This is a genomic window from Pseudoalteromonas sp. AS71, from assembly GCF_038900275.1.
Taxonomy (GTDB): Bacteria; Pseudomonadota; Gammaproteobacteria; order Enterobacterales; family Alteromonadaceae; genus Pseudoalteromonas.
In genome coordinates, this window is the sequence record NZ_JBBMQZ010000001.1 from 343,448 (window position 1) to 368,626 (window position 25,179).

The 25,179-nt window shown below is 38.2% G+C and carries 24 protein-coding genes and 1 tRNA gene; 24 read left to right on the forward strand and 1 reads right to left on the reverse strand.

The features are described from left to right. Positions 1–85: 85 nt before the first annotated feature. Both WNY98_RS01685 and eno read left to right on the forward strand, forming a co-directional pair. Positions 86–1,720 (forward strand): CTP synthase, encoded by a 1,635-nt coding sequence (locus tag WNY98_RS01685; protein ID WP_154903495.1) that lies wholly within the window; start codon positions 86–88, stop codon positions 1,718–1,720. 275 nt (positions 1,721–1,995) lie between these two features. Further along, complete coding sequence (gene eno / locus WNY98_RS01690) at positions 1,996–3,294, forward strand: phosphopyruvate hydratase (RefSeq protein ID WP_024589994.1); 1,299 nt, start codon at positions 1,996–1,998, stop codon at positions 3,292–3,294. Positions 3,295–3,570: 276 nt separating this feature from the next. Here eno and mutH read toward each other — a convergent pair whose 3' ends face one another. Then, on the reverse strand, positions 3,571–4,242 hold the full coding sequence (mutH, locus tag WNY98_RS01695) for a DNA mismatch repair endonuclease MutH (protein ID WP_101217577.1): 672 nt from the start codon (positions 4,240–4,242) through the stop codon (positions 3,571–3,573). Positions 4,243–4,772: 530 nt separating this feature from the next. Here mutH and rppH point away from each other — a divergent pair. The 22 genes from rppH to WNY98_RS01805 all read left to right on the forward strand — a co-directional run bounded on the left by rppH (position 4,773) and on the right by WNY98_RS01805 (position 24,865). Next, positions 4,773–5,291, forward strand: a complete 519-nt coding sequence (gene rppH / locus WNY98_RS01700; protein ID WP_002958704.1) for an RNA pyrophosphohydrolase — start codon at positions 4,773–4,775, stop codon at positions 5,289–5,291. Positions 5,292–5,321: 30 nt separating this feature from the next. Further along, positions 5,322–7,586 (forward strand): phosphoenolpyruvate--protein phosphotransferase, encoded by a 2,265-nt coding sequence (gene ptsP / locus WNY98_RS01705; RefSeq protein WP_076923556.1) that lies wholly within the window; start codon positions 5,322–5,324, stop codon positions 7,584–7,586. Between the two features lie 90 nt (positions 7,587–7,676). Further along, on the forward strand, positions 7,677–8,486 hold the full coding sequence (locus WNY98_RS01710) for a sulfite exporter TauE/SafE family protein (RefSeq protein ID WP_024598744.1): 810 nt from the start codon (positions 7,677–7,679) through the stop codon (positions 8,484–8,486). A 13-nt stretch (positions 8,487–8,499) separates the two neighbouring features. Further along, positions 8,500–9,303: a prolipoprotein diacylglyceryl transferase gene (gene lgt / locus WNY98_RS01715; protein WP_024598743.1), complete on the forward strand. Its 804-nt coding sequence runs from the start codon at positions 8,500–8,502 to the stop codon at positions 9,301–9,303. Between the two features lie 10 nt (positions 9,304–9,313). Beyond that, a complete protein-coding gene (locus WNY98_RS01720; protein ID WP_182197707.1) occupies positions 9,314–10,165 on the forward strand; it encodes a thymidylate synthase in 852 nt (283 codons plus the stop codon). A 23-nt stretch (positions 10,166–10,188) separates the two neighbouring features. Continuing rightward, positions 10,189–11,067, forward strand: a complete 879-nt coding sequence (gene galU / locus WNY98_RS01725) for a UTP--glucose-1-phosphate uridylyltransferase GalU (RefSeq protein WP_342876940.1) — start codon at positions 10,189–10,191, stop codon at positions 11,065–11,067. A 650-nt stretch (positions 11,068–11,717) separates the two neighbouring features. Then, a complete protein-coding gene (locus WNY98_RS01730) occupies positions 11,718–12,401 on the forward strand; it encodes an SPOR domain-containing protein (RefSeq protein WP_342876941.1) in 684 nt (227 codons plus the stop codon). Positions 12,402–12,562: 161 nt separating this feature from the next. Further along, entirely contained in the window at positions 12,563–13,117 is a 555-nt protein-coding gene (locus WNY98_RS01735; RefSeq protein WP_342876942.1) for an SPOR domain-containing protein, read from the forward strand. Between the two features lie 115 nt (positions 13,118–13,232). Beyond that, complete coding sequence (locus WNY98_RS01740; protein WP_197116633.1) at positions 13,233–13,835, forward strand: DUF4402 domain-containing protein; 603 nt, start codon at positions 13,233–13,235, stop codon at positions 13,833–13,835. Positions 13,836–13,838: 3 nt separating this feature from the next. Continuing rightward, entirely contained in the window at positions 13,839–14,321 is a 483-nt protein-coding gene (locus tag WNY98_RS01745) for a DUF4402 domain-containing protein (protein ID WP_007583135.1), read from the forward strand. A gap of 9 nt (positions 14,322–14,330) precedes the next feature. After that, positions 14,331–15,161 (forward strand): fimbria/pilus periplasmic chaperone, encoded by an 831-nt coding sequence (locus WNY98_RS01750; RefSeq protein WP_342876943.1) that lies wholly within the window; start codon positions 14,331–14,333, stop codon positions 15,159–15,161. A 34-nt stretch (positions 15,162–15,195) separates the two neighbouring features. Continuing rightward, entirely contained in the window at positions 15,196–18,093 is a 2,898-nt protein-coding gene (locus tag WNY98_RS01755; RefSeq protein WP_342876944.1) for a hypothetical protein, read from the forward strand. A gap of 10 nt (positions 18,094–18,103) precedes the next feature. Next, positions 18,104–18,733 (forward strand): SPOR domain-containing protein, encoded by a 630-nt coding sequence (locus WNY98_RS01760; protein ID WP_342876945.1) that lies wholly within the window; start codon positions 18,104–18,106, stop codon positions 18,731–18,733. Positions 18,734–18,789: 56 nt separating this feature from the next. Next, positions 18,790–19,383 (forward strand): FlgO family outer membrane protein, encoded by a 594-nt coding sequence (locus WNY98_RS01765; protein ID WP_007583140.1) that lies wholly within the window; start codon positions 18,790–18,792, stop codon positions 19,381–19,383. Positions 19,384–19,396: 13 nt separating this feature from the next. After that, complete coding sequence (locus WNY98_RS01770) at positions 19,397–20,089, forward strand: FlgO family outer membrane protein (RefSeq protein ID WP_024598733.1); 693 nt, start codon at positions 19,397–19,399, stop codon at positions 20,087–20,089. Positions 20,090–20,096: 7 nt separating this feature from the next. Further along, positions 20,097–20,765 carry a FlgO family outer membrane protein gene (locus tag WNY98_RS01775; RefSeq protein ID WP_342876946.1) on the forward strand — a complete coding sequence of 223 codons (669 nt, stop codon included), beginning with the start codon at positions 20,097–20,099 and terminating at the stop codon, positions 20,763–20,765. Positions 20,766–20,837: 72 nt separating this feature from the next. Further along, positions 20,838–20,912 (forward strand) — tRNA-Arg (locus WNY98_RS01780). A gap of 259 nt (positions 20,913–21,171) precedes the next feature. After that, the gene (locus tag WNY98_RS01785) at positions 21,172–22,410 is read left to right on the forward strand and encodes an integrase domain-containing protein (protein ID WP_342876947.1); all 1,239 of its coding nucleotides are present in this window, start codon (positions 21,172–21,174) and stop codon (positions 22,408–22,410) included. A 10-nt stretch (positions 22,411–22,420) separates the two neighbouring features. After that, positions 22,421–23,263, forward strand: a complete 843-nt coding sequence (locus WNY98_RS01790; protein WP_342876948.1) for a DUF6387 family protein — start codon at positions 22,421–22,423, stop codon at positions 23,261–23,263. Positions 23,264–23,391: 128 nt separating this feature from the next. Further along, positions 23,392–23,592 (forward strand): AlpA family phage regulatory protein, encoded by a 201-nt coding sequence (locus WNY98_RS01795; RefSeq protein WP_342876949.1) that lies wholly within the window; start codon positions 23,392–23,394, stop codon positions 23,590–23,592. Next, complete coding sequence (locus WNY98_RS01800) at positions 23,592–23,972, forward strand: hypothetical protein (protein WP_342876950.1); 381 nt, start codon at positions 23,592–23,594, stop codon at positions 23,970–23,972. Before WNY98_RS01795 ends, WNY98_RS01800 begins: the two co-directional genes overlap by 1 nt. Before the next feature lie 8 nt (positions 23,973–23,980). Further along, complete coding sequence (locus WNY98_RS01805) at positions 23,981–24,865, forward strand: hypothetical protein (RefSeq protein WP_342876951.1); 885 nt, start codon at positions 23,981–23,983, stop codon at positions 24,863–24,865. The last annotated feature ends 314 nt before the right edge of the window (positions 24,866–25,179 follow it).

A 25,179-nucleotide genomic window follows, 5' to 3' on the forward strand; every position in this document is an offset into this window, starting at 1 on the left:
CAATTTCGCCCCGTCTTGATGATATACCCTTAGGCTCTTCTTTGGGTGTTATATTCCTTTTAATTCCTGATATTCTAGGGTTCGCATGAGTACAAAATTTATCTTCGTTACTGGCGGAGTTGTTTCTTCGTTGGGTAAAGGTATTGCCGCAGCTTCACTGGCCGCTATTTTAGAAGCCCGTGGTTTAAATGTTACCATTTTAAAGCTGGATCCTTACATCAACGTTGACCCAGGCACAATGAGCCCAATTCAACACGGTGAAGTTTACGTTACAGAAGACGGCGCAGAAACTGACCTTGATTTAGGTCACTACGAGCGTTTTATTCGTACCAAAATGACTAGTCGTAATAACTTCACACAAGGCCGTGTATATGAAGACGTATTACGTCGTGAGCGCCGTGGTGAATACCTAGGTGCTACTATTCAGGTTATTCCACATATCACTAACGATATTAAGCAACGTGTATACGACGGTGCTGAAGGTTATGATATTGCTATTGTAGAAATTGGCGGCACTGTAGGTGATATAGAATCACAACCGTTTATTGAAGCAATTCGTCAGATGGGAACTGAAATTGGCCGCGAACGCGCGCTATTTATTCACTTAACGCTAGTGCCATTTTTAGGCCCTGCCGGTGAAGTTAAAACGAAACCAACACAGCACTCTGTTAAAGAGTTACGCTCAGTAGGTATTCAACCAGATATTCTTATTTGTCGTTCAGACCGTAAACTACCTAATAATGAGCGTGCAAAAATCTCATTATTCACAAACGTAGAAGAAAAAGCGGTTATTTCACTACCTGACGTAGACAGCATTTATAAAATTCCTGCGTTATTAAAAACACAAGAATTAGATAACTTCGTATGTCGTCGTTTTCACTTAGATCCACCAGAAGCTGATTTAGCTGAGTGGGAACAAGTACTTTATCAAGAGTCTAACCCAACGGGTGAAGTGACCATTGGTATGGTTGGTAAGTATATTGAATTACCAGATGCGTACAAATCGGTTAACGAAGCATTAAAGCATGCGGGCCTTAAAAACCGTTTAACAATTAATATTGAATATGTAGATTCACAAGACTTAGAAAGCAAAGGTGTTGAATTACTTTCACACTTAGATGCTATTTTAGTACCTGGTGGATTTGGCGGACGTGGTGTTGAGGGTAAAATCTTAGCGGCTAAATACGCACGCGAAAATAAAGTACCATACCTAGGTATTTGTTTAGGCATGCAAGTAGCATTAATTGAATACGCACGTAATGTTGCAGGTTTAACGGATGCAAATTCTACAGAGTTTAATGCAAAATCAGAAGCGCCAGTAGTTGGTTTAATTACTGAATGGCTAGATGCTGAAGGTAATGTTGAAACACGTAGCGAAAAATCTGATTTAGGCGGCACCATGCGTTTAGGTGCACAAAAATGTCATTTAACGCCAGGCTCTAAAGTTCATGAAGTATATGGCAGCGACGAAATTGTTGAACGTCATCGTCATCGTTACGAAGTAAATAATAACTTTGTAGAAATACTTGAAAAAGCAGGCTTAAGCTTTACTGGTTTATCAGAAGATAAAAAACTGGTAGAAATTATCGAAAATAAAGATCACCCATGGTTTATTGCCGCGCAATTCCACCCGGAATTCACGTCAACTCCACGTGATGGTCATCCGTTGTTTGAAGGGTTTGTAGCAGCCGCGCATATCCACCAAAAAGCGAATTCGTAATTTTAAAAGCCGTGCATATTGCATGGCTTTTTTGTTTTAAGGGCTGACTGATACCAATTTTATTAAAAACATGAGCATTGTATCGCATTAAATAACTCACTCACTGCGTTAAAAATTACTCATATAGAACAACTATATGTCATAATTTCAGCCTTGTTATTGAGCTATTTTCTTAGCGCTATAATAGCTCACTAATTAAATGCAATTGGTATAAACTATATAAAACGTAGTAAAGTTAGCTGAACTCACCATTTTGGGAATATAGAGGAATCAAGATGTCAGAAATCGTAAAAGTAATCGGTCGCGAAATTATGGACTCGCGTGGTAACCCAACTGTTGAAGCAGACGTACATTTAGCAGATGGTTCTTGGGGTCGTGCAGCAGCACCTTCAGGCGCATCTACTGGTACTCGTGAAGCATTAGAGTTACGCGACGGTGATAAATCACGTTACTTAGGTAAAGGTGTATTAAAAGCAGTTGGTTATATCAATAACGAAATTGCTGATGCTTTAAAAGGCCAAAGTGCATTAGATCAAAGCGCTGTAGATAAAGTGATGCTAGATTTAGACGGTACCGAAAATAAAGAAAAATTAGGTGCAAACGCAATCTTAGCTGTATCACTAGCAACCGCGAAAGCAGCTGCACAGTCTAAAAAAGTTGAGCTTTATGAACATATCGCTGACTTAAACGGCACGCCAGGTGTTTACTCTATGCCACTTCCAATGATGAACATCATCAATGGTGGTGAACATGCAGATAACTCTGTAGATATTCAAGAATTCATGATCCAACCTGTTGGCGCTAAAAACTTCCGCGAAGGCCTACGTATGGGCGCTGAAGTATTCCATAGCCTTGCTAAAGTACTTAAAGCTGATGGTCATTCAACAGCGGTTGGCGATGAAGGTGGTTTTGCACCTAACCTTGCATCTAACGAAGCGGCTCTTGCTGCAATTAAAGTAGCTGTTGCAAACGCAGGTTACGAGCTAGGTAAAGATATTACTTTAGCGATGGATTGTGCTGCATCTGAGTTCTACGACAAAGAAGCAAACATCTATGACCTTAAGGGTGAAGGCAAAAAGTTCACTTCTGAAGAATTTAACTTCTTCTTACAAGATCTTACTAATCAGTACCCAATCGTTTCTATTGAAGATGGTCTTGATGAGTCTGATTGGGATGGCTTTGCACATCAAACTAAACTAATGGGTGATAAAATCCAATTAGTAGGTGATGATTTATTTGTAACAAATACTAAGATTTTAAAGCGTGGTATCGACAACGGTATTGCTAACTCAATCTTGATTAAGTTTAACCAAATCGGTTCTTTAACTGAAACTTTAGCTGCAATCAAAATGGCTAAAGATGCTGGTTTTACTGTTGTTATTTCTCACCGCTCTGGTGAAACTGAAGATTCAACAATTGCTGATTTAGCTGTTGGTACTGCTGCAGGTCAAATTAAAACAGGTTCATTGAGCCGTTCTGACCGTGTTGCAAAGTACAACCAATTGCTTCGTATTGAAGAGCAATTAGGTGATAAAGCACCGTACAACGGTCTTAAAGAAGTTAAAGGTCAGTAATTACTGCTCTTTAATTTACAATTATAAAATCCTCGCTCAGGCGGGGATTTTTTATGCCAAATATTTCTACTCAAAGAGATGAAAATTTATTGTAGGCGTTTAGCTTGCTGACGCGCGCACGCAGTGCGAAAAGGGTGAACAACAAAAACGAAAACTCTTTATTTAAACCTCAAACTATTTTATTAAAAAGGTGAAATACCTTGTAGGCGTTAAGAACGCTGACGCGCACGAAGTGCGAAAAAGGATTTGCTTAACTCATAATATTTTCTGCACAGCTCAAAGCTGAAACTGCTGCTTTAAAATATCACCTGTAAAACTGGTTTTTAAGTAAAAGCCACGGGGTAGGGTTTTAATTATTTGCCCATTTGGACCAATAGCATCAGTCACTATTTTACTATGAGCAGCTTTAGGGCGTATTTGCATCGCATCGCCTAAATGGCCTGATATTTCGTCGACTCTACCTAGCGCAATTAGCTCCATTTGCTCTTCCCAGTCGCGCTGTAATAAAGCGTCTTGTTCAGGTGTGGGTTGCCACAAAAAGCCGCTGCCGATGGTTCTATCAAACGGGGCAATATCACGTTCGCTTAAAATTGGCAGCCATAAAACATGATTTAGTTTTTTACGCACAGAGCTGGTATGCCAAGTCATTCCTGTAACGTTCATTAAAGGTGTAACCGATACAAACGTAGTTTCCAGTGGCCTACCTTTATAAGAAATAGGCAATGTTTTTAGCTCAATTCCTAAATCTTCAAAATCCGGAAGTGGTTTTGAGCCCGCTGTAGCACCTAGTACGTATTCAATCAACTGGCCAGTCCAACCTTTTTCGCGCAGTAAATCATCTGGCGTTTTAAAATTATACTTGTTAGCAAGCTGCCCTAGCGTTAATCCGGCAATATTATTAACGCGTTGCATTAAATCGTTTATTGAGTGTGGTTTTGTAGGTCGCATATTCTTAATTTCGGTTGTATAAATACCATAGCCATGATAGCAAATAGGCTAAGCCGTGGATATCTTTAGGGTTGTACGTTTTTTGCCCTTCTTCTGTTTGTGTTAATTTTGCACATATTGAAATTAAGCTACTTTACTTTAAGTTACTGACGCTGCAGGTTTTTTTAAATTTGCACGTTCAGTTTTGATTAAGCCATTTAAAAGTTGTAAGGATAAATACAACTATATGAACATGTTTATCCACAGAATCTGTGGAGAAGCCAAGTTTTAAGATCTAATATTGTGGATTTGTTTGCAAAATGAGCGTGTTTTACAAAAGTTATGCACAAACTGTGAGTAACTAGAGGAAAACAAGAACCGCAATAGCCTTGTTAAGTTATTTTCTAAATATTTACCTATTCTCCATTAATTTATCAATGTACTAAAAGCCTAAACTTAGCTTACTAATCGGGTTGGGTATAATAGTATTTGCCGTATTGCGGCTAATGTGGAACAATCATTAAAAATCGACTTACAAATGAGGCACTAAGGTGATTGATGCCGAAGGTTTTCGTGCCAATGTCGGAATTGTGATTTGCAATAATCAGGGACAGGTTTTTTGGGCCAGACGTTATGGTCAACACTCTTGGCAATTTCCCCAAGGTGGTGTTGATGATGGTGAAACTGCAGAACAAACTATGTACCGTGAATTACACGAAGAAGTAGGATTGCGACCAGAAGATGTAGAAATAGTCGCAAGCTCAAAACATTGGTTACGCTATAAATTACCCAAACGATTAATCCGCCGAGACTCTAGTCCGGTGTGTATTGGGCAAAAACAAAAATGGTTTTTACTAAAATTGCGCTGTAAAGACGAAGATGTAAATTTACTTAAAACCCATCATCCTGAATTTGATGATTGGCGCTGGGTAAGTTATTGGTATCCTGTAAGACAGGTTGTATCGTTTAAACGGGATGTTTATCGACGTGTAATGAAAGAGTTTGCTCCTTTCGCCATGCCTTTTAATAAGAGAGAACAACATAAAGATCATTGGCGAAGTAAAAGGTAGTAATTTCTCTATAGAATAAAGGAGCAGGACATGCTGGCTACACTGAGATCTATTGCGGAGTCTGTATCGCGACAAGCGAATTTAGACAGTGCATTAGTGTGCTTTGTGCAAATGGTTAAAGATGCCATGAAAACCCAGTGCTGCTCCATTTATTTTGCAGATTACAGCCAAGACAATTTTGTACTTATGGCAACCGAAGGGCTAAACCCCGATGCGGTAGGTAAGTTTAGAATTGGTTTTACCGAAGGTTTAGTTGGCCTAGTAGCGCAACGCGAAGAACCTATTAATATTGCATTTGCTAAATCGCATCCTCGTTTTAAGCTCTCCCCCGAAGTAAATGAAGAAGGCTACAACGCTTTTTTATCAGTGCCCGTTGTTCATCAAAAAAAAGTATTGGGCGTTATTGTTGTCCAACAAAAAATGGCACGTGTATTTAGCCAAGACGAAGAGTCGTTTTTAATAACGCTTTCTGCTCAACTTGCGTCACAGTTAGCGCATGCTGAAATTAAAGAAATACTACGCCAAGATGAGTCATCTCATCAAACGTCTGTTTTAAAAGGTGTATCGAGCGCGCCAGGAATAGGTATAGGACAAGCATTTGTTGTATTACCAAAACTTGACTTTAAATCTATAGAGCTTTTAAAAGACAGTGACGTCACTGAGCAGCGCCGTTTATTTACTCAAGCTGTAGCTGCAACGCGCAAAGAATTTAATACCCTATCGATGACGCTAAGCGACTCGATTCCGCATGAAGCTCTTGCGGTATTTGATGTGTATCAACAACTGCTTGATGCTAAAAGTTTAGGGCATAATGTTGAAATGCAATTACAAGAAGGCTGGTGTGCTAAAAGCGCCCTAAAAATTGTAATAGAGCGTTTAATATCTCAATTTAATGCCATGCAAGACCCTTATATAAAAGAGCGTGCTGTTGACGTTAAAGACATTGGTCTTCGTGTATTACATCATCTTGTAAATACCGAGCACGCTGTTAAAAATTATCCGCCCAACACTATTTTAATTGCTAATACTTTAACACCCGCCATGCTTGCTGAAGTGCCAAAAGGTCACTTAACAGGCGTTGTAAGCGTAAATGGCTCTGCAAATAGCCATGCTTCTATATTAACGCGTGCGATGGGGATCCCTGCCATTTGGGGTATAGAAGATTTACCTCTACTGCAGTTTAATGGCAAACCGATGATTTTAGATGCATTTGCTGGGCGTTTATATATATCGCCTTCACAAATGCTGATGGATGAATACACAGAGTTACAGCATCAAGATAACCTACTAAATAACCGCTTTTTAGCTGAGCAAGACTCAGAATCAATTACGCTTGACGGTGAACATGTTAGCTTATTATTAAACGCAGGCCTTGAGCTTAATACTGAGCAAAGTAGCGCGCATATTTGTGACGGTGTGGGGCTTTATCGAACCGAAGCCTGGTTTATGCAAAAGGGTCAGTTTCCTTCGCAATCAGAGCAAGAAAATTGGTACCGAGAAGTACTAACTAGCTATCATCCTAATCCTGTGGTTATGCGTACATTGGATATTGGGGGCGATAAGGTACTTGATTACTTTAATATTACCGAAGAGAATCCATTTTTAGGTTGGCGTGGTATTCGTATTAGCCTTGATCATCCCGAGTTATTTTTAGATCAACTAAAAGCGATGCTTAAAGCAAATATTGGTTTAGGTAATTTAAAAATAATGCTCCCTATGATCAGTGGCACTGAAGAAGTTGATGAGTCACTTGCGTTATTTGAACAGGCTTATTTTGAATTAAGTGAAAAATACCCAGAGCAAACCATAGAAAGACCCGACATAGGTATAATGCTGGAAGTACCTTCAAGTGTATTTATGCTTCCTGAGTGGTCAAAAAAAGTCGATTTTTGCTCAGTAGGCAGTAACGATTTAACACAGTATTTATTAGCAGTAGATAGAGCTAACGCACGTGTAGCCGAACTTTTTAACCCTTATCACCCAGGTGTACTAAGAGTACTAAATAAAGTGGCGCACGAATGTGAGCAATATGAACTGCCATTTAGTTTGTGTGGTGAACTAGGCGGCGATCCTGAAGGGGCTATTTTACTTATTGCCATGGGTTACAGACGCCTTAGTATGAACTTATCATCGCTCAATAAAGTGAAGTGGGTACTTAGGCGTTTAAATGTCAGTGACATGGAACAACTACTAAGTGAATGTTTAGCGCAATCCACAGCCAAACAAGTACTACGTTTAACGCGAAGCTTTATGCTAGAGCATAAATTAGGTGATTTGTTTTACACCCCAAAATAAGCTCGTACGCCTAATTAATTGCAATACACAGATGCTATTAGTTTTATAATCCTTTAATATATAAACCTTAAAAAGGTATTTGAGATTACTATGTATGACTTAGGTTTGTTAGTCGCAAGCTGCGCACTACTAGGCTGTATTGTTGGGTTTTTAGCTGGATTACTAGGCATTGGCGGCGGTTTAATTATCGTTCCAGTACTAAGCACTCTGCTACTCTCATTTAATGTAACGTCGGCTGATCATGTATTAGTAATTGCTATTGCAACCTCACTCGCTTCTATTTTATTTACTTCAACGTCTTCAGCGCTGGCTCATCATAAAAATGATAACGTGCCTTGGGCAATTGCACCATGGGTTATGTCGGGTGTGGCTTTAGGCGCACTTGTTAGTGGCTTTGCAGCAAGTTTAATCCCTGAACAAATATTACGTACAGTGTTTGCTATAAGCGTTGTATTTATTGCAGCAAGAATGGTGCTCTCCGCGCGTAATAAACAGATGTCAGAAAAACCGTTGCCGGCAGGTCCTATTTTAGGGGGCGTTTCTGCAATAATGGGCGGATTATCAGGTTTAATAGGGATTGGCGGAGGAGCTTTAATAGTACCTATGCTTAATTATTTTTCGGTTGATATAAAAAAAGCAATTGGCTGTGCGGCAGCGTGCGGAATTGTTATTGCATTATTTGGCTCTATTGGTTACATCAGCGCAGGCTGGCATGTTACCGATTTAGAGCATGGTTTTGCCGGGTTTGTTTACTTACCTGCATTATTTGGGATTGTTATTACCTCGTGGTTTGTTGCGCCTATTGGCGCCAAAGCAACTCACTATTTACCTGTTAATACAATTAAGAAAGTTTTCGCGGTGCTGCTTGTAGTTATCGCAATTAAAATGGTTTTTAGCTAAAGGTTTATTTTTTATGGCACTTGAGTTTCCTCAAATTGATCCAATTATTTTTTCTGTTGGACCGCTAAGCGTACGTTGGTATGGCTTAATGTACTTAATAGGTTTTGCATTTGCGATGTGGTTTGCTAATCGTCAAGCGTCAAAGCCAAATTCGGGTTGGACTAAAGACCAAGTAAGCGATTTACTGTTTTACGGCATGTTAGGGGTAATACTAGGCGGGCGTATTGGCTACGTATTGTTTTACCAGTTTAGTTATTTTATAGAAAACCCACTGTATTTATTTAGAATAGATCAGGGCGGTATGTCGTTCCATGGTGGCACACTTGGCGTTATAACCGCCGTCGCAATTTTTTCGTGGACGCGTAAAAAGTCACTGCTTCAAGTGGGCGACTTTGTTGCACCACTCGTTCCTGTAGGACTTTTAGCTGGACGTATTGGTAACTTTATAAACGGTGAGTTATGGGGCCGAGTTACCGATGTGCCATGGGCAATGGTATTTCCAACGGGCGGTCCGCTTGCGCGTCACCCATCGCAATTATACGAAGCATTTTTTGAAGGCTTAGTGCTGTTTTTAATCCTGCAATGGTTTATTAAAAAACCACGTCCAGCAGGGAGTGTAGCCGGTGTATTTTTATTAGGTTACGGCGTGTTTAGATTCTGTATTGAATATTTCCGCCAACCCGATGCACAACTCGGTTTATTTGCCGACTTTATTTCAATGGGACAAATACTTTCACTTCCAATGATAGTGGGTGGTTTAGGCTTATTAATTTGGGCATATAAGCAACCACAACACGTTACACCAGCTAAGGCATAATAAGAAAAGCATGAAACAATATTTAAAATTATGTCAGCGTATTGTTGACGAAGGTCAGTGGGTCGAAAACAAACGTACAGGTACACGTTGTTTAACCGTTATTAATGCCGATTTAGAATACGATGTGGCTAATAATAAGTTTCCGATGATCACGACGCGCAAAAGTTACTACAAAGCAGCTATTGCTGAGTTACTAGGATATTTACGTGGTTACGACAGCGCTGAGCAGTTTCGTGAGATTGGCTGTAAAACGTGGGATGCTAACGCAAACGATAACAATGCATGGCTTAATAATCCTCACCGTAAAGGCGAGGACGATATGGGCCGTGTTTACGGCGTACAAGGCCGTGGTTGGCAACGACCAGATGGCTCAACGCTTGATCAGCTTTCCAAAGTTATTAATAACTTAAAAAATGGCATTGATGACCGTGGTGAAATAATCACGTTTTATAATCCAGGTGAGTTTGAGCTTGGTTGTTTGCGCCCGTGTATGCATACGCACACTTTTTCACTACTTGGCGATACGCTATACTTAACGTCATACCAGCGAAGCTGTGATGTACCGCTTGGCCTTAATTTCAATCAAATTCAGTGTTTTGTGTTGCTTGCGTTAGTGGCTCAAATTACCGGCCACAAAGCGGGTAAGGCGTACCATAAAATTGCTAATGCACATATTTACGAAAACCAACTTGAACTGATGCGAGATGTGCAGTTAACGCGTGAGCCATTTGCGTCACCTCAGTTAAAAATTAATCCAAAAATTAAATCATTAGAAGACATAGAAACGTGGGTAACACGAGACGACTTTGAAGTAACAGGCTATCAATGCCATGAAGCGATTCAATATCCATTTTCAGTATAATAAAAGATTAAGGAAAACATAAAATGAAAGCAGTGATCCCAGTAGCGGGCCTTGGTACTCGTATGTTACCAGCCACTAAAGCAATTCCTAAAGAAATGCTTCCAGTGGTAGACCGTCCTTTAATTCAATATGTAGTAAACGAAGCCGTTGCTGCAGGAATTAAAGAAATAGTGTTAGTAACGCACTCAAGTAAAAATTCAATCGAAAATCACTTCGATACGAGCTTTGAACTAGAAGCTACTTTAGAAAAGCGTGTTAAGCGGCAATTACTTGCCGAAGTGCAAGCAATCTGCCCTAAAGACGTAACCATTATTCACGTACGCCAAGGTGAAGCAAAAGGCTTAGGCCATGCTATTAGTTGTGCAGCGCCTATTATTGGTAACGAACCGTTTGTAGTTATTTTACCAGATGTAATTATCGACGATGTAGAGAGCGATCTTAAAAAAGATAACTTAGCAGAAATGATCGCTAACTTTGAGAAAAATAAGCACAGCCAAATTATGGTAGAACCAGTACCAATGGCACAAGTGAACCAGTTTGGTGTGGTTGATTTAGGTGATGTTGACTTAAGGCAAGGTGAAAGCTCGCCAATTCTTAATATGGTAGAAAAGCCGCCAGTAGATGAAGCGCCATCAAACTTAGCTGTAGTGGGTCGATACGTATTAAGCGAAAATATCTGGCCGTTACTTGCAAAAACGCCGCAAGGTGCAGGCGACGAAATTCAATTAACTGACGCAATTGCGATGTTAATGGAACACGAAAAAGTAGATGCATACGCAATAAAAGGCCGTAGCCACGATTGTGGAAGTAAAATTGGTTACTTAAAAGCAACGATTGAGTTTGCACTTCGTCGCGATGAATTTGCCGATGAATTAAAATCATTTATTAAAAAGCTGATTTAACAGTTAACGTAAAACATGAAAGGCGCCTATATCGGCGCCTTTTTTATGAGTTTTGTTAGAGTCTGTTTATCTTTCGAGGTTAAATTTACAGCAGGCTGTTTGGTATTTAGGCAAGGCAGAGCCTATGAAGTGTGGTTATTCCCCATAAATAGGCGATAACGTAGCATAAATGCCAAACATGCGCTGCCCGAAGGGTTCTGCCTAGGGGCAATTTACTCTTTGTTACTCGGTTTTTACTTATTCTTACATGGATGTAAGCCATTAGAATAACGCAGGAGCAGTTATCGAGCCCACTAGGTTACAAACCTCGCGCCGCGATTAAATAGCCTCTAGATTGAACAAATTTTAATCCTGAAAGGTCAACAGGCCCTAGAATTAGAAAGTGAGGCTCTCTAAAATAAAAGTTTTTAGGTCATTACAGACATATTGTTATTTATGTTGTAAAGTTTGTGTTAATTGGCATTGAATTTGTATTAAATAATGCTCTCAAGGAAGGGGTGGAGTATGCAACGTTGTGTTTTACGAAACACTGACAAGCATGCGAAGAGCTAAGTTTTATAGCTCACAGCTTAAATAAAGTTAAACGCTTTCTTGTGAGAATGTTTAACTGAAATGTAGTGTAAGAACACTGCTTTCAGGACAGCAAATATATGTTTATATATAAAAAAAATAACATTGGGTTTTTACTCAGCTTGCTAATGCTTTTATTTGGCACAGCATGCAGCGTTACGCCTGAAATAAAAACTATTGATGAACAGCCTCAAAGTAACTCGCCTGACTACGTATCAATTACAGCCCTTGAACTTGCTCAGCTAAAAGATGCCGCAATGCAGTGGCAACAAGCTCGTGAAGGCATAGAGCGAATTTTAAGGTTAGAAAAAGAAATAACTTATCTCGTAAATCATATTGATATTATAAACAGCAAAGCAATAGCGCAGTCTAATCAAGGGTATAGCAGCAAGTCTGTACGTTCACCACGAAACACACGTAATGTTAAGTCACGCCAACAAGTTAAACAAAACTACAGTAATAAAAAACAAACTGTAAAATTAAATAAGCCTAAGCATGTATTTGCTTTGCAAGTCGCTTCGGTTGACTCAGAGCAAGGTGTGGCTAAAGCATGGCAAGAGCTAAATACTAAAGCAGCACCGTTGTTTAGAGACAAAATATTGACTAACGTAGAAACCGCCAAAATAAACAACAAAATGTTTTACAGGCTGAAACTTGGCTCTTACCAAAATTTTAAAAATGCAAAAGCAGACTGTGCCGTATTCAAGCTGTATAAACTCGATTGCATAGTAAGTAACTACACAGATAAACCTGTAAAGCTTTAACTTAAAGCGTGTAAAGTGGCGCAAAATTTGCTTTGATTTATTATCTTGGTTAGTAGAGTGCTTTTGCAATGCGGTATTTTAAGTCTTGTCATTTAATATCAGTTTTATTCTTATCTTTTTATTTATATGGATGTAGCAGCGCAACTGTAAATAATGAGAGCGTGCAGCATTCTTTAATAACTGATAAACAAGTAAAAGAGTATGTTTTGCAGTGGCACTTACAGCAAGAAAGCATTGGTCGTTTAACTGCTATGGAAGATGATTTACAGCTGTTAATTATGGCGTTATCGTCTCAAAGTGAATTAACTGAAAACCCTCCTTTACTCATGCAAAGTAAAACCGATATCACCTATGGTAATCAGCCTTCACAGAATTTGGAACCGACGGCACTAAATAACACTCCCGAAGTAAAAACACCAAACTTACAAAATTCAGAACTCACCTTAACAGATGAAACTAAAATTGGAGCACAGCTTGGTTGGTATTTAAAGCCAGAGCTTGTTAAAGCAAGAGTCGAAAGGCTTAAGCAATTATACCCCAGTGCATTTACTCAATTTAATTTTACTATGTTTGAACGTAAAAATAATAATATGACTTTGTATGGATTACGTGTAGGTCCATTTAAAAACGATGCTCAAGTAAGTGCGTTTTGTTATTTAGCTAATCAGCTTGATCAAGTATGTAATATTGCTGCTTTTGTCGGAAAACCAATATAATTAATAAATTAGGCTTTTTAAACTTATATAGTATTAAAGTATTTGTACTAATAGTCGATACTAACTATAGTTGGGCAAATATTTGATAAAGCCCATTTTCTTATAAGGATTTAGCATGAAGTTTTATTTATCTGCATTAGCTGTAGCCACCGTGGTCAGCTCGTTTAGCACTTATGCTGCTACAGAGTCATTTGAAGCGAAAGTAACAGTACAAAATGCTGTAATACTCACAAAAGATAACGATTTAAATTTTGGTACTATTCGTGCTATTTCAGATCCATTAGGCGCCGAACAAGCAACGTTGACAGTTAATCCTGATCCAGCTGCGAGCCCTGTTACTTCAAAAGAGAATCCAACTGGTAACGCTGCGAGTATCTCAATAATTGAAGGTGGTGAAGCGGGTGCTTTTAGTGTGTCAGATGTAGTACCAAACTCTATTTTAACCATTAGCGACCCAGTAAATACTTTAATACTCCCCTTAGCTGGCCAAGGCTTAAATGAACCTGATTTTACTGTAGATGCTTGGACTTACTTTATAACGAGCGGAACAAATGCAGGAGCGCTTTATACGCAGGGTACTCCTAACCTACAAGCTGGTGTTGATGGCGCTGTATCATTTAATATAGGCGCGACTCTTTCTACTTCATCAAACGCATCAAGTGTGGATTACCCTGATGGTGAGTATTCTGGTAGCTTTAATATTGAAGTGTCATATTAATTAGTGTTTAAACAAACAATGCGCTTTTTGTATGTTTCTGCTTGGCTTTCGTTAATGTTTAGCGAGCAAGCCTATAGCGCAAGCATACAACAAGAAGCGCTTAATTTTGGCACTTTAGTAATCCCTCAAAATAATACTTTAAGTTCTATAACCATTAGCCATGAAGGTGAAACAACCACATTTGGTAATATTTACGTATTAACTGAGGGGAATCCCGCAGAACTTTTATTTACCGATTTACCTCCCCTTACTCAAATATCGTTTAACAAAACGAGTGATTCTACATTGCAAAGTGAAGTACTTGGAGCTAATAGTGCCAAGTTTTCGGTTGTATTAGTGGATTTACCAAGAACGCAAACTAGCGATGAGTTTGGAGAACTTTTACTCAAAGTAGGTGGCCGTCTAATAACGACAGGGACTAGCCAAAGTTACTTAGATGGTAGTTTTATTACTGACACCCAATTAGAAATTACGATTGATTACTAAAGGAAAAACATGCTTTATAAAGTTGTAGTGCTGCTCGCACTGAGTGTATGTATTTTAGCAAAAAATGCATACGCAAATTTACTTATCTCTCCAACCCGTATTAGTTTTGATGAACGTCAACGAACCGCTAAAGTTACCGTAATTAATACGGGGGATGAATATCAAACATATCGTGTTTTATGGAGTGAGAAGCAAGCGCAACCTAGCGGTGGCTACATACAGTTGGCAGAGGCTACAAGCGAAAGTTTAAGTTCAATGGCACGTTTGTCACCAAAACAAATGCGTTTAGCACCAGGTGAAAAACAAACAGTAAAAATAGCAATACGTAAACCTAAAGGCCTAGCTTCTGGTGAGTACCGCTCTCATCTTCTATTTCAAGCATTGCCTAGTGAAAATACTAATAAAACAAGCTCAATAAAAGTTAATATGATTATGAGCTACAGCATTCCTATTTTGTTACGTAAAGACATGAAACAGCCAGAAGTTGCCATAGAGCAAGCTAAGCTAGTGCTAAATGAAAGCAATCAACGTCCTCAGTTTTTATTGAATATAAAACGAGAAGGTAAGTTTAGTAGCTACGGTAAATTGAGTGCTTACTTTGTTGATAGCAATAACGATCAAGTTAAAATTGCAGAAATTGGTAATTTAAGTATTTATCCAGAAGTGGATAATGCATTTGTAACCCTTAGTTTATTTAGTGACAAAAATTTAGATAAAGCAGGAAAAGTTATTTTTAAATATGAAGGCAGTCAAGAATATAAAGACCTTACATTTGCACAATACACCCTGCCTTTAACTTCACAATTACTTAATGTTTTAACAGTGAATGACGCGAAATAATTTATTGTATGCACTATTACTAAGCATAAGTAGTTTGCTTAGTAATAGTGTAATAGCTAATCCCAATTCTTCCGTAGGGGATGCTTTAACAACACTACGCGCAATTGAACTAAAGCTAACTAAGCCCGTTGAAGTAATTGATTATAAAAACAAAGAAAATCAGCAACAGCGTATCGCCACAGGCGAGTTATTAATACTTTCGCTTTATTTAAACTCATACTACTTAGGTGAAGTTGCAGCAATTAAAAGCGAGCAAAGTGTACAAGTTAGTTTAAGCGACTTATTTGATATTCTACAATTTGCAATGAATGTTGATGCTAGCAATCGAATTGCTCAAGGTGTTGGATCAAATCAACAACCTCTTTCTCTAAATGCAGCGGTTACACCCGCTGTATTTACTAGTCCTACACAGAGCTACTTATTAGCAAAAAATCAAATTACCATTGAAGATGATATTTATGTAGATATTCAAAGTTTACATAATGCTTTAAATCTAGAGTTTAATATTGATTACCCAGATTTAGAATTACTTATAAGCTCAGAGAGCCCCTTACCGGTTGAACAACAAAGATACAGACAGTCGCGCAACCTTAAATCACCTAACAAAAGATCGCCACCTACGCTGCCATGGAAAGCTAGCCCATATAAAGCGCTATCTTCTCCGGTTGCCGACTTACAACTAAATTTTACCGCGAGCGATGATAGACATTCTACGAACTATTCACTTTTAGGCACTCAAGACTTTGCGTATTTATCTGCAGAGTATTTTTTGTCTGGACGAAGTACTGACTTACTTACCAACTCTAGGTTAACGTTTACAAAGCAAAACTTAGACAAAGAAATAAAAAACGGCTTCATGCCTACTGAAATATCTTTTGGTGATGTTATCGCCACGCAAGTTGGTAATAGCTACAGTAGTCAGTATGCCCGTGGTGTTAAAGTTTCTAATAATGTAACCAATAGAAAAATAGTCAATAATCAAATTAACTTAAGCGGTGCTATACAGCCAGGTTGGGATGTAGAGCTGTATCGTAATGAAATATTAATAGACCAGCAGCTTAGCCTCGCAGATGGGCGTTATATTTTTGATAATATAAACCTATTATTCGGAGCTAATAATTTTGAGCTTATTTTTTATGGGCCTCAAGGTCAAGTTGAGCGTAAAAGTGATTATTACTTTGTGGACGGAAATCAACTTAAGCAGGGACAGGGTAACTATGAATTGTCGGTTACTGAACAAGGCAAGCAATTACTAAATAACAATGTTTCAAGCTCGCAGGGGCAGGGTTGGCAAGTTGCGGGTAGATATGAGCAAGGGCTTACAGATAATATATCTGTATACACTGCTGCATCAGGTCAAAAAAACACAGATGACGATCTACTTAAGTATGCATTTGGCACCAACATAAGCTTATTTGACCGATTATTATTAAATGCGAATATTGAAAAAAATAATAATAATGAACAAGAATTTGAATTTACAGCCCGAACTCAAATTGCCGAACAATCACTACTTTTTAGCGCTACAAATCGTACCGACGAACAGCAGCAAGATTTTAATAGCTACCAAATAAATTTAGCTGGTGGGCTAATGAATAATACCTATGGACGCCTTTCTTATCAAAATAACATCCTATATGACGAGAGTGATACTAGAGGGCGTTTTAAGCAAGTACGTAACCAGTTCAACTACTCATACTCAGGGTTTGCACTAAGTAACCAATTGCTGTGGCAACAAGACGATAGCTCTAAGAGTACTTTTGGAACAACACGTTTTCAAAAGCGCTTTGGGAGAACCTACACAAGGTTTGGTATAGATTATAGTATATCGCCAGTAAGTGAGCTTGTTAGTTACGAGGCTGAGTTTAGCCGCAACTTGGGCCGAGATTTACAAGCCGAACTGACTTTAATTGATTCACTTCGTAATAATATTCAATCGGCCGAATTAGGGCTCAATTGGCAAAGCGACAAGTTTAGTTTAACGAGTAACTTAAACTACAACAGTAACGATGATTGGCGGCTCGGTATTTATAGCCGTTTTAGCTTAGGTTTTGATGTTGAACACAATACATATTTTGTCTCTAAGCGCAGCTTAACTAACACGGGTAGCTTAATGTTACGCGTATTCTTAGATCAAAATAATAACGGTATTATGGATGATGATGAGCACGGCGTTGCCGGCGTAAAAGTAAAAGGCGTTCACAATTATCGTCAAGCAATTACAGACGAACACGGCGTTGCGCTATTAACTTCAATGCCAGCAAATCGTACAACAGATATAATACTTGATAGAAATAGTTTTGAAGATCCGTTTTTAATATCAGCTAACGAGGGTTTTTCTATTACCCCAAGGGCTGGTTTTGTAGAGTATATGGATTTTGCATTAAATAATGCAAGTGAAGTGGAGGGAGTTGTTTATCAACAAAAAGGTGATACAACACAGATCCAACCCTTTGCAAATATAGCGCTGTTGAATGAAAAAGGGGATCAAGTTGCACAAACTCAAGCAGCATATGATGGCTATTATTTATTTACAGACCTTAAACCGGGGCAGTATAAAGCAGTAATTGATGATGAATATAAACAACGCAAGCAGCTAAAAAACACTCAAAATATAACAGTTAATTTATCGCCTCAAGGAGATGTAGTAATGGGCGTTGATTTAACGTTAAAGGCGCTCAGTGCAACAACTGGAAGCATTGCCAATGCAGGAAGTTTTAGTTCGTTAAATATCTTAAAAATTTATTACCGTTTAATAGCACCACGAATAGAGCAGCAAGAAGCTTTTTATATGCATGATAAAGCTAAAAATAAATTTATTTTAGCCTTAGCGTACGCAACAAACAGTTCGCCAGAGCTTATCTCTGTATGCGACTCAGTAAAAGCGCAAGGATTAAATTGTGTTGTTGAAACACATAAAATACTCCATTAAAGGAATTAGGATGAAAAGAGTTCAATATATATTTTTAATCAGTGCAATGTTGCTAAGTTATGGTTGTGCGAATAATAAAGCAATTGATGAGAGTGCTACTCAGACCAACATAACTGACGAAAAAAGCTACGTAAAAATAACAAAGCAGGAACTTGAAACTCTAAAAATGAGCTCCCAGCAGTGGCAAAATATGAAGCCAGAACTTGCGCGTTTATTACTTATTGAAGAAGACTTAAGCTTACTAATATCGCAACTCAATACAATTGCAAAAGAAAATGAGCAGAAAAACGCACCCGTAATAAAAGCAGAAATCGTTCATACCAACACAATTAATCGCTCCAATTTACAATTAAAAAAACCAGTTGATCCTAAATTTGCTTTACAAGTGCTTTCAATAACGCAAAAAGAACAACTCTCTTTAGCTTTTAGGCAGCTACAAAAAAAGCTTCCTAGCTTACTAGACGATAACTTTGTGATGAATGTTGAAACAATAAATGTAAAAGGAGTTATGTATAACCGTTTAAAGCTAGGCGCATACATAGACAAAAAAAACGCTATGGCTGACTGTCAAAAATTAAAGAGCCAAAATATAAATTGTTTAGTTAGCTATTACGTAGATCAGCCCTTTATCGCACAATAGCTAAGTCGGCATACAAATTGCTTCATCCTCAGTATGTTTTGAAGAGGATGGCAATTATGCGCCTTTTACTGCCTTTATTATTTTTAAATTTAGCTGCTTGTAACTTGGTGCCGCCGCCAGAACCAAGTGTGCCTACAGATGCACCTAAAGCAGCCATGGCTCCTTTTACGGTTAATGACTATGTAGTTAATTTAACGTCGCAACTTAACCACCTAAACGGAGCATTAAATGCTAATGCACGTGTTGGCGTTAGTAGCTTCTTTTATGCAGATGCACTAGATACAAAATTAGTGACAGGGCAGGCCTCAGGCTTAAGTCAGCAGATCCAAGAAAGTCTGCTTACACAATTTACTCAACTGGGTTATCACACCGTTGAGTACAGACTTGGGAATAACCTCTCTTTATCAGAAAACTCAGACAGTATTTTAAGTCGCGATTTAAGTAAATTACGTAATCGCCAAAATATTGACTTAGTTATCACAGGCACAGTGACTCGCCAGCAGCATGCATACATAGTTAATGCACGGCTTGTGAATATAGAAAATAAACAGGTGCTCTCTGCGGGAAGTACCGAGATCCCAATTAATGTAATGTGGGGCAATGAGAAAATTCAGCAGCGTGACGGACTTTTATACCGAAGCGAATACTAATTTGGAGCACAAAATGAAAAACCTATTAATTACATTATGCTTACCACTGGGCTTTGGTTGCTCTCAAATACTAGGCACAATGAATACAGACACCACAACACCACAAAGTGAGCAAAGCAACCAACTGGTGAGTAACCAACGCGACGTTGCAGCGCCTGTTTCTGACGATAACTTATTTCAGTCAGGAATGGCTCCACAGGATAACTACACAAAAGCAACACCGCCAATGCGCAAAAATATTAACCATTATGTGCGCGGCATAATGCAAGACATGGTTGAAAACTTACAGTACGTAAGTGAACAAACACCGTTAGCTGTTTCGAGTTTTGTTTTTTTAGATGAAGACTACAACGATGGTAGCTTACTAGGGAACCAAATTGCAGAAAGCTTCATGCATGAATTACACAGCTTTGGTGTACCCGTTATTGATTTTAAAACAACTGATTATATGCGTGTTACCTCAACAGGCGACTTTGTATTTAGTCGCGACTATTTAGAGCTAAATCAAGATCAAAACTTTAAATATGTACTTGCCGGTACGCTTGTAAACCATCAAGGTGGTGTACTTGTTAATGCACGTATTGTTGGGCTAGAAAGTAAGGCCGTAGTAGGTTCTGCACAGGGGTTTATTCCACAGTCGGTTGTTGATGCGCTTAATAGTAGCTATCGCACTGATGGCATAATGTTAAAACAAGCAAGCAAGTGAGATAATTATGTATAGTAAATTATTTAACCGCTTTATCGTTTTTTTTGCTTTAGCTAATTTAACTGGTTGTGCCTTTACTCAAAATAGTGAAAGTGCTGAAATTAATACGTCTTCAACCACACAAGTAAATTATGACCTAGCAAGTATGCTTAAAACAGCCGAGCAAAAATCAACTCAAGACGATGCTAACGGTAATCAATTTACACCACTTCAGCACCATAAAACACTTGTGAACTATGTAGAGCAAATGGCGCTTGATTTGGTTGATACGCTTGAGTTTGAAAGTGATACCGACACCAATATTAATATTGCCGTTACTACCTTGGTCGATCTTGATTCATCGCTTACTAAGAGTAATCAATTGGGCAATCAAATTTCTGAAACGTTAATTCATCAGTTACAAAAGTTTGGTTATGGCGTGGTTGATTTTAAAACAACCCAAACAATAGATGTAAATAGCCGTGGTGATTTTGCTTTTTCGCGCGATATTGAAAAGCTTAGCGAAGAGCAAATGGCGAGCCATGTATTAGCGGGTACATTAATTTATCGCAATGATGCTGTTGTTGTAAATACACGTGTAATTAACGCGCATACAAAAAAAATCGTCGCGAGTAGTCGAAAACTAATCCCAATTTATGTACTAAATAAAGAAGATATATACTTATCAAGCAATTAAGTTCAGTTGTTGCTTGATATAAAAAACCAGATGCCGTTATAATTCACATCTCTAAGCACACAGCTTATTTGTGGCCTCTTAGTTAAATGGATATAACGGCCCCCTCCTAAGGGGCAGTTGCAAGTTCGATTCTTGCAGGGGCTACCAAAAACACATTTCATACCACTTCACGTTGTACCAAAAAACTCTTGAAACCCATTAAAATAAAGGCTTTTAGCTTTCACTCTGTTTCAGGAGGTATCGCCATAGTGCAATTTTTTAGTTACACTGGATGTTACACCGATCATATTTTGTACTTTCGGTGTAACATTAAACCGTAACCAAATGAAAATTATAGAAAGAATTAAGATTTTTATATTTTTTTGCTTTATAAGCGTTGGTTGCCCGTTCGACAGTGGAGCGTTAGATGCCTAAATTAGTTACCCCATTAAATGACACGCAAATCAAAAAAGCTAAACCAAAAGATAAAGAATATCTTTTGGCTGATGGCAAAGGTCTTGCTTTACGAGTTAAACCCAATGGATCAAAAATGTGGTTGTTCACATACTCCAAACCTTATACAAAAAAAAGAGCCCAGATTAGTTTTGGTATGTACCCAGATGTAACTTTATTTGATGCTCGAAAAAGCCGAGGCGAGGCTAGGGCTCTATTAGCAAAAGATATAGATCCCAAAGAGCATAAAGAGGCATTTAATAATGATAAGGCTGCTGAAGCTAAAAATACGTTTGAGGCAGTAGTTAGAGAGTGGATAGCCCTCAAAGAGCCAAAGGTAACTGCGAAGTATGCTTTTAATTTACGCAGAGGTTTTGAGCTTCATCTTTTCCCTTATTTGGGCAAGGTACCTATAAGTAAGCTATCGGCACAACAAACTATTGAGACATTAAAGCCTTTAGCCGCAGCTGATAAGCTAGATATACTTGGGCGTATATGCCGTAGGATTAACGAGGTGATGGAATTTGCTATAAATACTGGACGAATACAATCTAATAACTTAAGTGGCATCAATAAAGCATTCGACTCAGCTACCCATGAAAGTATGGCTAGTTTCACTCCACAAGAGCTTCCTAAACTTATTAGTATAGTGAATAACGCGAGTATTAAGTTAATGACGCGATGTTTATTTGAATGGCAACTACATACTATGGTTCGTCCAGGAGAAGCAGCTGGCACAGCTTGGCATGAAATAGACTTCGAAAATAAGCTATGGAATATTTCAGCCGAACGAATGAAAAAGCGTAAATCCCACGCGGTACCACTCACCCCGCAAGCATTAGCTATACTCGAATATCTTAAGCCTATTAGTGCTCATCGAGAGTTTATATTCCCTGCGGATAAAGATCCTAGAACACATGCTAGTCGTGAAACATTGGGCGCAGCATTTAGACGTATGGGGTTAATAGGTAAACAAACTGCGCACGGTTTACGAGCGCTTGCAAGTACGTCGTTAAACGAGCAAGGGTTTGATCCTGATGTTATAGAAGCTGCTTTGGCGCATGTAGACAGTAATAAAGTGCGCGCTGCTTATAATCGAACTGATTATTTAGAACGCAGACGTAAAATGATGTGCTGGTGGTCTGAACACATTGAAGAAGCTAGTAAAGGTAATTATTCTGTTACTGGTAGTCAGTATTTAAAAGTAATTTAAGGAGATGACTTTGAAACGGATAGACTCAACAAAAGATATACCTTGGTTCAGAATTGAAAATTATAACTATATATCTGAACTAAGTGATATTGATTTATTAAATGAATTTTCAAGGCGAAGAGAGCTTTACAATAACCGAGATACGATTTTGATGGAAATTGAGCTACTTAGTTGTTATTGGAAAGGAATATTAAGTGGTAAGCCCAATACTAATGCTTTATTAGAGAAAAAGTTTTCAGATGAAGATGAAGACTTTAATAACTATATAAAGACTCTCCCAGAAGATGAGCAAAAAAACTATCAGTCTAATGAGCATCTATTAGATGATGTGTTGAGTTATGATGAGGCCATATCACCAATAGAAATACTTCAAATCATTGAATATAACAAAAAGATAGAAATTAAAGGCATTTATAAAAAGGATAAAGAATTTAGTTACTTCAAAGATGATACGCTCTACAGTTCAATTTCCAAAATATTTAATGACGACGTAGTTGCTTGTGAGATAGACCTGAGCTCACACACAGATGACGAGATAATAGCTTCATTAAAGGGACACTTGCCTAAATGGCGAGAAAAAATGGAAGTTCCTGAGCCAGAAAAACGATTTATTAAATCTTCAGAAGTCTCAAAGATTAAAGCTTATAAAATAATACCATTACTAGATCTTATGATATGGGAAGGTCAAATTGATAGCGTGATACCCAAACGAGTTCTTGCATCCTGTGTATATCCTTTTGGGGAAGTAATTGGCAGTGAAGATTTATCAGGTGGTAATGCAAAGGTAAGTAAATTACTAAATACACTATTATGTGACAATTTATCACTTACCAATATTACCGGAGAATTTTAAATTTAATTTTTCAGGTAGTTTTTCATATTTATTTTTTCACTGAGAAAAAATACTTTTAAATCACTCTCGTTCATTTTTTTGAATCAGGAATAATCGCCTTGAACTATTAAACAACAAGGCGAATTACAATGAGCAATAAAATATTACGTATTCAAGAAGTAACAGAACTTACAGGCTTAAGTCGCGCAACTATTTGGCGTAAAGAGAGAGCTGGGATATTTCCTATCAGAAAGCAGTTAGGTTTAAATTCGGTGGGTTGGCTTGAAAGCGACGTTCAGCAATGGCTTACAAACCTACCTAATTTTAAACACCACAAAGAGGCACTATAATGAGTGCTTTCAGCGGAATTAAAGCCGCTAATCTTGCCCCTAAAAATTCACAGTCTAAAACAGAGCGCGCTAATTTATACATTCTAGCTCACCCAAAGGGCGCAACTGAATTAGATATTTTACGTAATGCTGGTTTATCGAGTGGGAGAAACTACTTTACAGATCTTGAGCGTAGCTATGGCTTTACATTTACTCGCGAAAAAACACCAAATTCAGATGGTATCGGTAGTCATTATAAATATAGCTATAGCTCATTAGATATTGCTGAAATTATCATTAAAGCTATAAAAAAAAGCCGTATTCATCGCAAATTAGCTGAATTTACGCCAGAACAAAAAGGTGAGTTTTTAAAACCAATAAAGCACCTCCTGGGGAATTAGGAGGTTATATGGTTAAGCTTAATGATTTAATTAACCGTGGTGACGTTATTAGCATCGCTAACGGTCAATTAAATATTATCCCCAAGAGTGGCAGGCCGGTGCCAGATGGTTGGTTGTATAGCAACCAAGGCTATTTGCTTAAGCAGGTTTGTGATGTGGTTCAGCAACCAATATATCAGTTCTTAGAATTTACAGTGGGACGATACTCAAATAGGTTTGATGGCCTAACAATGAGTTTTATTGATCTACACACCCATGAAGATTACTTCACAATATTTAATGTATCGCTGAACCGCAAAACAAAGCACGGACGCTTAACTGGTAAGCGTTTTAATCCACCAGCTAAAGGAGCGCTATTAAAGTTTTGGAATCGATCTAACTTACCAAAACCTAGAAGGCCCAGCGAGCTTTATAAGAAGATAAGCATAATGAAAAACTATGTTTGGCAAGCTGAAGTTAGTAAAGGTAGTAAGCTAGATACTCAAACACTTTGCTTAGCAAATATTACACATGAGCAAATACTTGAGGCATTTAGCGGTGGCATATCAGTGGCAAATAGGGGGCTAGGCAGTGGCATTCTAGCGGCATCCACATGTGGCAGTTCAAGGGGGCAAAGTGAAGTGGCATCCGGTAGTGGCAAGGAATCATTCAATAACCATACATGGCAAGGCGTAGCGAAAGATCAAACTACGTGTATTGATAGCTACGTGCATAATGAACCACGGGCATTAACTACTACGGGTTCTAATAACTACGATATAAGTAATCAAGGTGATGCGGTAAGAGGTAATACCTTTCCCCCTATAGCATCACTAAAAGAGGGTAAGAAAGCAAAGCCACAGGACCAAACTAATGCTGAGTGGTTAGCTGATTACGGAGAGCTAGATACCTAAACATTTAGTGTAGCTAAGACTCCATGAAGTAGTACCTAGGCAAACTTAAATTTACTTTGGTTTGCCGGTTCTTCAAAACTTTCTAAAATCAAAACATTTCAAAACATTTGATGGTATATAAAATGTCATCACCAGCTATAAATTGCCAACTAAAAGCTACGAAATATTAAATTGTAGGTAGCTGCGAATTTATAAGCGAATTTGGTTAGAGTTAAACGGAACAGTGCGGAACAAATATGGAACACATCTTTTCCTTAGGCTATGTAAGTATAGTGGTTTGTTTACATAGAAGAACAAAGTTAGCACTAAATAAA